The 11,642-nt window shown below is 40.0% G+C and carries 7 protein-coding genes and 1 pseudogene; 7 read left to right on the top strand and 1 reads right to left on the bottom strand.

Translation table 11 applies throughout. The features are described from left to right. Positions 1–442: 442 nt before the first annotated feature. Genes cas10 through ACFFAP_RS29425 form a run of 6 tightly spaced genes read left to right on the top strand, consistent with a single transcriptional unit; the run spans position 443 to position 9,348 of the window. Complete coding sequence (gene cas10, locus ACFFAP_RS29450) at positions 443–3,448, top strand: type III-B CRISPR-associated protein Cas10/Cmr2 (protein ID WP_375514555.1); 3,006 nt, start codon at positions 443–445, stop codon at positions 3,446–3,448. Further along, complete coding sequence (locus ACFFAP_RS29445) at positions 3,448–4,566, top strand: type III-B CRISPR module-associated Cmr3 family protein (protein ID WP_375514554.1); 1,119 nt, start codon at positions 3,448–3,450, stop codon at positions 4,564–4,566. Before cas10 ends, ACFFAP_RS29445 begins: the two co-directional genes overlap by 1 nt. Before the next feature lie 15 nt (positions 4,567–4,581). After that, on the top strand, positions 4,582–5,376 hold the full coding sequence (gene cmr4 / locus ACFFAP_RS29440; RefSeq protein WP_375514553.1) for a type III-B CRISPR module RAMP protein Cmr4: 795 nt from the start codon (positions 4,582–4,584) through the stop codon (positions 5,374–5,376). A gap of 41 nt (positions 5,377–5,417) precedes the next feature. Continuing rightward, positions 5,418–5,813 (top strand): hypothetical protein, encoded by a 396-nt coding sequence (locus tag ACFFAP_RS29435; RefSeq protein WP_375514552.1) that lies wholly within the window; start codon positions 5,418–5,420, stop codon positions 5,811–5,813. A gap of 5 nt (positions 5,814–5,818) precedes the next feature. Then, entirely contained in the window at positions 5,819–7,792 is a 1,974-nt protein-coding gene (gene cmr6 / locus ACFFAP_RS29430) for a type III-B CRISPR module RAMP protein Cmr6 (RefSeq protein WP_375514551.1), read from the top strand. Further along, the gene (locus ACFFAP_RS29425; RefSeq protein ID WP_375514550.1) at positions 7,789–9,348 is read left to right on the top strand and encodes a hypothetical protein; all 1,560 of its coding nucleotides are present in this window, start codon (positions 7,789–7,791) and stop codon (positions 9,346–9,348) included. Before cmr6 ends, ACFFAP_RS29425 begins: the two co-directional genes overlap by 4 nt. Before the next feature lie 238 nt (positions 9,349–9,586). Here ACFFAP_RS29425 and ACFFAP_RS29420 read toward each other — a convergent pair. Continuing rightward, positions 9,587–10,463: pseudogene (locus ACFFAP_RS29420) on the bottom strand (IS630 family transposase). Between the two features lie 205 nt (positions 10,464–10,668). Between ACFFAP_RS29420 and ACFFAP_RS29415 the strand changes: the two are divergent. Next, on the top strand, positions 10,669–11,256 hold the full coding sequence (locus tag ACFFAP_RS29415) for a hypothetical protein (protein WP_375514549.1): 588 nt from the start codon (positions 10,669–10,671) through the stop codon (positions 11,254–11,256). The last annotated feature ends 386 nt before the right edge of the window (positions 11,257–11,642 follow it).

Here is an 11,642-nt window from a genome sequence, read left to right as displayed (position 1 = left end):
TTTAGTTATATTCATATGTGTTTTTTTTTTATTATATATGTTAAACTTATTTTATTTAATTTGTTTTAGAAGTTTTCAATTCCCACTTGCTGGGGATATTAATTGAATGGAAACGTAAATTTATTCAAGTTTACCTGTTATGATAGTAGATTCCCACTCGCTGGGAATATTAATTGAATGGAAACATTAACGCTCGGATACCTCGCTACTAATTTTGTAATTCCCACTCGCTGTGGATATTAGTTGAATGGAAACTGCACAACTAATGCAATTTGTCAAAAAATAAAAAATATTTAGCTAAAATCCAACTAATTAGCTCAAAGCCTTGCCATGAGGGAATTTAAGAGATTGAGCAATCTTAATAATGAATATTGACTATTATTGGACATTCCCAATATAAATTTATACAATCAAACCGGACACCATAGAAAGGGATTCACCCATGTCAGAAGCATACTGGCAAGCAAAAATATGGGGATTACTCCATGATCCGGTGCTAAAAGCGTTACACAATAACACTGGGCGCGGTGACAATAGCTTTTGGCAACAATTAGAAGTAATGCAACATTGGGTGCAGAACAATTATAATCCTGAAGAGTCCGGGCGTAAAATCTTAAAACACATACATTTAGCTGATTACATCGCCTCCGCCAGTGATAGAGGTGCAATTGGTAGCGTTGCCCAAAGTATAAATTATGCACCTGGAAAGGATTCTCGAAAAGGGTTAGAAATCTCTCATCTCCTGTCTGGCGAAAAACAGCAATGGAAAATCAAGTCACATTCAGAACTATTGGTAAAGCGCAAAGATTACTTAAATAGTAAAGAACAAAAGCTGTTAGAAGCTATACCAGAATCTTTGAAAACAGATGTTAAAGGGCTATTTTGGTGGTTGTGGCGTTGTTTACCAGCAGCTACTTGTCAGGAATTTGACGATGCTTCTTTAATGCTAATGCCAGCCGAAACCCGCTTACCCGATAGTTCAATATGGAGTCATGCTAGTATCACAGCATCGCTGGCAGGTGCTTTAGCAGGGTACGATTTGACGATGGCAGATATAGAAAGATGGCCATCAGGCAAAGAATTATCCCATCCTTATTTGGCAGTTTTTAGCTTTACGCCAGTGCAAGAACTGATTAAAGCCAGTCGTAAAATGCGCGACTTTTGGGCAGGTTCTTGGTTATTACACTATTTATCTGCTAAAGTCTGCTGGAAACTGGCACTGCAATATGGGCCTGATACCTTACTTTATCCTAGTCTTTACCAACAGCCTTTAATTGACCATTGGTTATTAGAAAAATATCCAGAGTTGAAACAATGGATAGATAAACCAGAAGAAGATTCACTATTAACGGCAGGATTTCCAAACGTATTGGTGTTGGTTCTGCCAAAAGATAAAGTCCAAGCTGCTATGCAAACAGCAAAACAAACGCTGCTGAACGAATGGCAAGATATTAGTAAGTTAGTTTTTGCTGATTTAAAAACTCGCCATTGGATGCCAAAATTGCAACAAGAAAGTAGCACTTGGCAGGGTTGGCTACAATCCCAATGGCAGTTTTACTGGACTGCTTTACCAATTGGGAAAGAAGGAGAAGACCTAAAAAATGCCGCCATTCCTAAAGATAGAGAGGTAGAATTTAGAACTTGGCTGGATGCCCAAAATCAAGCTTATAATTTAGGTGGAAAACAGAAACTTTTTCAAGAAGCTGAACTAGATTTTCTCCGGGAAGCATATCAACAACGTTGGGAAAAACAAGGTAGAAAGTTTAGCGCTAATGTTGGCTCTTGGTGGGGAAATATTTTTGACCAAACTCGATATGCTTTAGCGGCGGTGAAAAATGCCCGTAATTGGGAAATTCCCACGGCATTTGGGCCTCGTTCGACAATTTCTGGTATTGGCCCGGTGGTTAATCCCGGTCAAAATAGAAAGGGCTGGATAACAGAAGGGGAAACTAAAAAACTTTGGGAACAACACGTCGGTTTATTTGATGGTAGAGAACAGTTAAATGCAACAGAAACAGTCAAACGGAGCTTACCAAAAGTTTTAAGTGAGCTATTAAATATTACAAATAAGGATGTTATAGCAGCATCTTACCCAGATTTAACCGCAGGGGTTGCCGGATATCTCAAAGTCTATGATGCACAAATTAAGCATGAATTGCATTTTAATAAAGCTTGCAAAAAAATTATAGAGGAATTTCCTTGGACTAAGGGTGTTATTAAAGAGATGAGAAGCAAATGGGGAATTCCTTGGATAGATCATGACAACGCACCCAAAAGGTATCATCCCCGTTTACTGAATGCTGGTTGGTTGGTAGAAGACTCTAAAACTACAGAATTGGAGGCATTACAAGACCAGTTTCAAAATGCAGGTGATGAGGATAAAGAGGAAATCCAGCGAAAACTTCTTGAAATAAAAATAAAATATCGTGGTGAAATTCAAAAGATAATTGACAAATTCTATCCCAGCAACAATCCAGCCGACTGGTATGTATTGGCAGCAGGTGACGGTGATAGTATGAGTGATTGGCTAAAAGGCAAAAATTTACAAAATTATAGTGATTACATTCCATCGGAATTATCTGTATCTATAGAAAGCTTTCAGAAGTTTTTGCAACAGAAAAAACGTATGGGACCAAGTACACACAGCGCCTTGAGTCGCGCTTTATTAGACTTCTCCAATCAACTGGTTCCCTACTTGACTCAACAACGCTATGCCGGACGATTAATTTATGCTGGTGGTGATGATGTCTTGGCTTACACCAATCTCTGGGAATGGGATAACTGGTTATGGGATATTCGTCAATGTTTCCAGGGTAAACAAGACCCCAAAGGTGAATTTAAAAATGATGGTGACTATTGGCAATATAAAATTGAAGCTGCTTCCCCACCGCAGTTAGCCAAGCGACCTTTATTCACAATGGGTAAAAAAGCAACTATTAGCTTTGGTATAGTCATTGTCCATCATTCAGTACCACTAGCGATCGCTCTGGAAAACCTCTGGTCATCTGAAGAGTCAGCCAAAGAACATAAATCTGCTGCAAGCATTGCCAAAGACGCAGTGCAAGTTCGAGTGTTGTACGGGAACGGTAATATTTTGAAATCAACAGCGAAATTTGATGTTTTCCATAAGTGGCAAAACCTGACCTCCAACCCATCTTTGCAAACAGAGGCGGCTATTTTTGAACAAGCATCAACACTTTGGAGCCAGCATCCCGCCCCAATGATAGAGGCAATAGTACCTTGGACGAGAGCATTTTGCGATCGCCGTGACCAATTTCTTGGAGACGAACTTGCCAAAAAAGATTTTCAGGAGGCTCTATTAGAGTTTCTGAAAATTTTGTGGGACATGACCGAGGAGAAAAATAGAGATTCAGAAGTTCAAAACTGGTTAAAACTTGCGGCTTTTGTGAAGCGCAACCGCGAAATCAAGTTAGGAGATGGTTGTTAATGTTTTGGTATACCTTAACTCCACTAGATATACTACTTTTACGAGATGCTAAACCCTTCACTCCAGGAGAAAGGGCATGGGCTGGTAGTGTCTTTCCGCCCAATGGACACAGTATTGTCGGTGCATTGCGCGGATTATTGTCAGAAAAGAAAAACTTTCGTCTTGTTGGGCCTTTTCTGTGCCGCCAAACTGACACAGGGGTTAAACTTTACTTACCTCGTCCTCTGGGATTTTTTAAGTCAACGCCTTTGATGCCCTTAGCATGGGAATCTGACTCTCACTTAAGAAATGCTCTGTGGGACAGAAGCCAACCTTGTCCCTTGGTGAAACCTGGTTCAACACCTCCAGATGATGACGTAGAGATTGTGACTACAGAGAAAAAATTTCGTCAGTATCTTCCTTACGAAGTCGTCAGTAAATATCTCAAAACTGGAATAATAGGTGAAGAAGATTGGTTAGTCATAAAAGATAGTCATGAAGACAAACCTTGGACAGTAGAAACTCGTTCTCACAACGCCATTGAAGAAGGAAGCAGACAAGTTAAAGATGCCGATGGTTACTTTGTCGAGAATGGTATTCGTCTTCATGCTGGCTGGAGTTTAGCTATTGGCATCGATACAGAAATTGAAACTCCTAGCACTGTACGACTGGGTGGAGAAGGACATCGCAGCATCGTGAAGCAGTGCAATGAGCTAGGGGAACAATGGGCTAACCTGCAAAACATTTCTCAGCAGAATTTTCAGCAAGGTGATAAGTCTATAGCTTACTTGGTTACTCCTGGCGTGTTTGAACGAAAACACAAAGATAACTTACATAATTCATCTTTATGTCGCGCTTTCCCTTGGGAATGGAAATTAGCGCATACGGTGAATGGTAATCAAACACCAGGAAATTTAGTTAGTTTAGCCACTGAGAAGCCAGTACCGATAAGCTGTCGGTTTCGAGATAAAGAGTCATCGACTAAAAGTATTCCTGCGCCACAAGTGTTCGCTGCCCCACCAGGAAGTTTGTATTACCTGAATCAACCGCAAAGTTTATTTCAGGATGATTCCAATACTAAGGTAAATAGCTGGAGACAACTTGGTTATTCTGAGTTACTTTGGCTGACATACAAATAAAAAGAGGTAAAATTAATGATTGATTACATCTACTTCTATTTGCTTTCTCCATTACATACGGGCGGGACAACTCAAGAAGGTAATTTACTAGGGATTGCTCGAGAATCGCATACTAACTTACCCTACATTCCTTCAAGTACGATTCGGGGCAAGTTCCGGTCAAGCATTGCAGAGCAAAAAGAAATTCAATCTAAATTATTTGGTACTGATTTAAAGGATGGAAAAGAATTAGAACAAGGTGACATTTGGATTGGTGATGCTTCTATACTCTGGCTACCCGTGCCTTCTTTGAGTCACAGTGTAGTTTGGATTAGTTGCCCCATGTTATTAAATCGTTGGCAACGTCTACAGAATAATACTTCTCAATTACCTGCGGAATATAGCTGTAATTTTACTAATGCTCAATCTCCGATTTACCTCAAAGATGCAATTATCAAAGCTGAACACTTAAAACAGTGGTCAAGCTGGAAGGAATTTGTTCCCCAAACATCAGAAACTAGCACTATTAACCGTCTGTTAGTCCTACCAGATCAGCATTGTACCACCTTAATTCAAATGAGTTTATGGCGACAAGTAAAAATCAAATTGGATGAACAGAAATCAGTAGATGGTGGGTTCCGTTATGAAGAAGCAATCCCCCCAGATACTTTAATGTATTTGTCTTGGGGAATAACATCTCAAGCTAATGGAACAGCAAAACAATCCTCTGTAGATTTTACAAATTTATTGGCAGCTAATCAGATTCTACAAATTGGTGGGCAGGAAAGTTTAGGACGGGGCTTTGTCCAGCAGTGGATAGTAAAGAATTAGTGAATGAATATCCTAAATAAAAATTGAGGAGTTAATAAATCATGACATTTGACCCCCGGACTATTGGTGAGCCTGTCTACGAAGCATTACAAAATTTAAGAACAGATAATGAGAATAATAAGGAACGCCTCAAAGAACAAAAGAACCAAGCGGTAGAATTATATACATATCTTTCTACTTGGGGAATGCTGCGTCTGAAAGCTGAAGAAAAAGCTTTAACTCAAGAGGGAAAAAAGCAAGTATTAAAAAAATATTTTGAGTGTTTAGAAAGATTATATAGTTTAGAAAACTTGGCTAGTGATAATGGTTTACAGGTATTAAAACAAGCAAATATCACAACAGAGGCGTATCTTGGTTTAACAGGATTAGGGCTGGCTTTGGCACAAGAGTTTAGTTTTTGGGCTAGTGCTGTTTATTGGGATATTAAAGGAGAATAAAACCAATGACGTTTGAAAAACCGAAAAGACCAGTAAAACCGCTACCTTTACCTCCTGCAATTGCAAAACCAGATGTAAGTAAACCAAAGAAAGTAATTAATGGTGGTGGGAATCATTCGGGTAGTGGTAGTGGTCGTCCCGGTGGTTCTGGTGGCGGAAGTGGTGGAAGTCAACCCCCAGCACCTTCGCCTTGGCTAGATGCAGATAATGAACCTCGTCCACATCCATCTGCTAGCTTTGTAGAATATCTGCGTTGGATGCGATCGCCCGATGCTGAATACAAAGACCCCAGCAAAGTACAATTGTTGCAGATGGCCCAAGAAGGGGCAAATTACTCTACTCGCCTGCAACAGCTGACCCAACGTACCCAATTAATCGCTCAAAACAGCTTTAAAGTCCAGTGTCCTTGGCGAATCCGGGTAGGTGGACATCGTGGGCCAGAAAGTATCCTGTTACCTGCCTTTGATGCTTTGGGAATGCCTTATATTCCTTCTAGTACCCTGCGAGGTTTAGCCAGAACCCAAGCAATTAGGGAAATTATGACACAACAGCAGATATGCTGGAAACAAGCAGAAAAAGAGGTTGCGCCTTGGTTTGGTTCTCTGGAGGCTAACCATAAAAGTGATGGATTACACCTATCTGGAAGCAACCGTGCAGGTAAAGTTATTTTTCTAGACGCTTACCCCTTACCTAATCAAAAGCCTGACCAAAAGGTATTGGCGGTGGACATGGCCAATAACATTTGGAAATGGGACAGTAACTCACTAGAATACAGCCCTAATCCTAATCCATTTCTTAGTTTAGAAAAGCCGATTTTTGTAATTGGCTTGCGTCTAGTAAGCGGCTGTCAAGATATCCAAATATTAGAAAAAGTTAGACAATGGTTAATTGATGGTTTACAAGCTGGTGCTGGTTCTCAAGTTAACACTGGCTATGGTCAATTAATTCCAGCAGGTAAAGTCACCTATAAAAACGAATTTTACCGAATTGAATTTATTTTGCAAGGGCAACTAATTCATGGGCAGCAGAAGTTTAAAAATGTTTTACAACCCTACCAAAAAGACTATCAAGGAGATTTTAAATTTGATAAACAAGGGAAGTTAAAATCAGACACAACATCTTCTGCTGAAGTGCGACCTGTAGCTTTTAAATCTATGCTCCGCTATTGGTTTAGAGCTATTGCTTTAGGGGTTTTATCAGCTACGAAAGTTCAGGAATGGGAAGGTAAAATTTTTGGGACAATTACTCCTCAAAAAGAACATGGCTGGTTAATGGTCAGGATATTAGAAGGGAAAAATACCCAAAGAGAACCTCAAGGTAAAAATGATGATTGTGGTGAACAACAGGGAATTCTCACGCTGAGTTTTTCGTCAGCAGTACCCCAAAGCCAGCAAAATGCCCTAAAAAAATTGAGTCAAAATCTTACCTGGCTAATGTTCCATCTAGGCGGTATTGGTCAAGGTGCGAGAAGACCTTGCTATTCTCGTCAAAGTCGTCAATATGCACCTTGGTGGCGGGGTTCTACCCTCATACCTCAAAGCGATGAATCATTTTGGTATTTACCCGAAACTGCCAAAGAATTTCATCAAGTATTTCAGCAACGATTACAGAGTTTTTATACGGCATTACAAGCCTTAGATCCTAATTGTAATTACCGCTCACTAAAAACTTGTGGTGCAGTCAGTCATGACAAGTGGACTGAAGCCATAGACACTAACTGTCGCATAGTTGTTTGTGGTGGAAAAGCAGATTTTGGTAAACCCTATGCTTTAGCAGTACTACATAGTGGAGATTTTAAGATTAAGGAAAACTATGATAGTAATCTATGCGGCAAAGTGGGTAGAGAAGTTAAGCCTTCTCCTGTATGGATTGCAGATTTAGATGATTATCAAGTGGTGACAGTGTTTGGTGCTAGTGCTGACCCTCGCAAAAAATATTTAGAAACATTACGTAATTCCATTCAAATTTTTCCCCGATGACAAACATAGTAACTGAAATCAGTCGCGTAGATACTTTAATTATCACTGTTGGTACTCGTCAAATCGGCTGGCGCTCCAAAGAGGGTGTTATTCGTTCTTTTGGTGCTGATGGCAATATCGGCTATCCCGCCCATGTAAACCAACTTTATCAAGAATTAGGAATAGAACGAGGTATTTATCAAGAAAATGATAAAACTTATCCTTGGAGTGCGCGAGATTTAGGTCAACGTTATTATGATTATGCAAAAGAATGGTTAGGTGGTGATTTTAATCAAGTTGAATTGTTGTTAGACCAAAAGATTATTGAAGCTGGTATAAAAAAAGGATTAAAACATATTATTCTTTGGGGAACTGACCAGCCAGAAATAGTTTCTTGGTTTTATCGTCGCTTAGATACACTATGGTTAGCCGAATTAATGGCAGAGAAAATCAAAAATATTTTTCCTGATGTCAGGGTTGATATTCATACACCAAAAATTAATGCTAATGATAGTGATGCTATTCGGCAAGAACTGGAACTTTTAGTTTTAAAAGAAGCCATAAACTCTTTTGATACCAATCAAGATGAAGAATTTGTTCTATGGATACAAAATAAAGGTTGTACCCCTGCAATCGCCTCTGGTGTAGAAATTTGTGCGGCAGCCTTAGTGCGTCAATGTCAAGTGTTTAATGCTAGTCCTGATGAGCCAGAAGAATTCTTTCCTACTTTGACTGATGGTTCTAGAACAGCTATTCATTCCCCAACATTCAAATTAATTCCGATGGGAGAGTACTTCTGGTCACTAGAACGGTTACGGATAATTTCTGCCTGGGAAAGAGGCGATTTTTCTGAAGCACAATTTTGGTTAAAGGTGCATCAAAATCGACATAAAGTTTTGTATAAATTAGCTGGTATCTTGGTTAAGTATATCAACTGTGAATCTGACAATAAGTTTTTTCAATCCCTTGAAGAGTGGCTACGTTCTAATGATGTCAGCAAGATAGTAGATAGTGAAATAATTCAAACTTGGCAAGAACAGTCACGTCAGATAAGACAGGATGAACTGATCCAGGCTTGGGAGTCTACTCTGCTTATAGAATTACCTCTTCATCGCCAAAATTATACTGCTGCATTCGTTCAGTTCGCTCAAATTTTGGAGCGATTACTATATATTCAATCTCGATCTCAAAATTGGTTATCAAAAGGTTTTATTACACTACCACCAAGTAAAGAATATTTAGACAATACTTACGAACCAGGGTTTGCAGGTTTAATACAAGGATGGTGTAAATCTCGAAAACTAAGTCCAGATAACAAATGGTGTAAATTATTAGACCGTATTCGTGATAAGCGCAATAATGTTATTCACAAAGGATCTGCTATAACTGCGTCTCAAATTCGTTCTATGTGGGCTGATGATGGTTTATTTCCAGTGAAATATCCAGAAACGCCAGAAGTTGTCAAAGATTTGATGATGGATGTACTTAAAGAAGTTGGTAATCCCCCTAATTTAAACCAATTGTTGCTGCGATCTCTGTATAGATGGAGTCTTGGTGTATTAAAGGATGCTACTTAATACTTGAAATAGTATGCCAACAACCTTTATTCCCACCCGCTGGGGATATTAATTGAATGGAGATCACATTAGATAATAAGCCTGTGAAGTTACCTGCTGCCCTACCACACGTATCGCTTTCTATTTTTGGTATAGCTAGAGGTTTAGAGGATAGGAAATGTTGGCAAAAAATCAAATTCGTTGGCGGCGAGTTCTGCTGGTCACAATTTTAGGGACAGTATAGCAATAGCCAAATGAGTTAGGACGCTAAACGCAAAACAGATTCCATCGTTTCTCGAAGAGAATCAAACTGCTGGATTTGTTTGCGAATTCGACTTTTCAGCCAAGACCAGCATTTCTCAATTCGGTTGAGGTCTGGGGAATAAGCTGGCAAATACAAAACTTCACAGCCAGCATCTCGAATCAATTGTTCAATACATCCACCTTTATGAAAGGTAGCATTGTCCATCGTCACAACTTGACAAAAGTTTGAGTACAGGGATTAAGCAAGTTTTTAGCCAGGTTTCAAACACATCTCGTTTCCTTGAACCTTCAATAGTGAAAGGAGCCATCAACTTCTGATCACACAGTGCGGCAATCATATTCACCCGCCCTTGACGCCGCCCAGACTTGAGAGCATAGAAGCGCTCTCCTTTCTGATTCCAGCCATAGCCATAATCGTCTCGATTATCCATGCCAGACTCATCAACATAGACAACCATATTTTTTTCAAGCTTTGCTATCTGAGCAATAAACGAACTTCGTTTGTACTCGTCTCGTTCTTGATAACCATAGGTCTTTTTTTTCGCGTGAATCCGATTTTCTCTAACCCACGGGAGATAGTACGCGCACTAATCTCGTCTTCCCATAATTGTGCCATCTGGGCTTGAGTCTTATCCCCGTGTACTTTCACAAAAGCTCGAAATTTCGAGCGCTGCGGTGATTTTCTGATTATGTCCAGGCGATTGATTGGGCTTGGCCTGGAAATCTCCAGTTTCTGCAAAGCGTTTCAGCCACAAATTAATTGTGTTTCGACTGATGTTGAACAGTTCACTTACTTCGCTTTTCTTTAGCCCGTTCAATTCAATGGCTTCAATTACCTTCCGGCGGAAATCGTAACTGTAAGGGTTTGCCATTGGTAATCAGTCCTAATTTCAGAACGCAACATCTCTTTCTAGTCTACGTCCTAACTGTACTGGCGATTGCTATAATTATATTTGCGATGGCTACAGCCTTCCGTTATTGGCAAGTAAAAACACAGGGTTGGTGTGTCCGGTTTGCTCCAAATGGCACTCAAAAAGTTTTGTACGGTAACAACTGTTTAAAATAAAAATGTAAAAGGTGTGGTCGCAGCAAAAGCCTTCAGTTACGCAATTGTGGCAGGAGTGTTGGACTGCTGACCCCTACGGTTCTCGATGGATGCCTCTGACTTCTGCCTTGGCGTACAGTACTTTTATCTCTGCGAAGAAAATTCTCTCCGACAGTGGTCTGTTCATTTTTAAGCCCGACAAGTCGATTCAAGACGGCCGAGAAACGGCTAGCTGGATGGTGAAGAATTTGCATGGTAGCCGGATGAAAGAATTTTGGGAGAAGGCTAATTCTGCGTCACCAAAACCAGATGCTGAAAAACGAGAACTAAATGCTGAGATTCCAGATAAAGATGCTGCCTGTGAAGAAATACGTGCTTTAAATCAAGCATCTATTTTAGGCAAAACTCAGTCAGAGCAAGGGTTTTCTGAAACCTCACGAACTACTCAGGAACACCTCACAAACTCTACAAAAGAGTTTGTGAGGTGTAACTCTGACACGCTTACCGAAATTTCGCACTCTTGTGAGGCGGCTCACGCTCCCTTGGGGGTCGCGTCGCCTCAGACTGTTGAAAGCGTAAACCTATCCCACTATTCTAAAAATTCTTACTTCTTTTCGTAAAATGTGCTTGAAAACCTTGATTTTCCGTTTTCATTTCTCAATAAGCTTAAGCTTTGTAACACAAATATTATTAGTGGGATAGGTTCGTGTATGTGTATACGCATCAGATGGGGAGGCAGTGGCGTTAGCCGAGATGATACGGCGGTTTGGGATGCAGGGGTAGGGTTTTGTGTCTGCCTAAAATTTTAAATATTCGAGTGAGGCGATCGCTGCTCGTTTTCAAGCTAGACTCTGGCACATAGCCCTGTTTTATGAACGAGTGATAAATTTGTGCAAAAAAATCAATGCTTTTCTAAGATGCAAAAGAGTGCTTTGGGAAGGGGATCGAGTATCCCATGATAGACCGTTTGTTTAGCCAAACGCAGATGAAATCGTTCTTTGAATAT

It is taken from the genome of uncultured Nostoc sp. (assembly GCF_964245575.1).
GTDB lineage: Bacteria > Cyanobacteriota > Cyanobacteriia > Cyanobacteriales > Nostocaceae > Nostoc.
The sequence above is the reverse complement of the archived record's forward strand: the minus strand, read 5'-3'. Positions and strand labels throughout refer to the sequence as shown.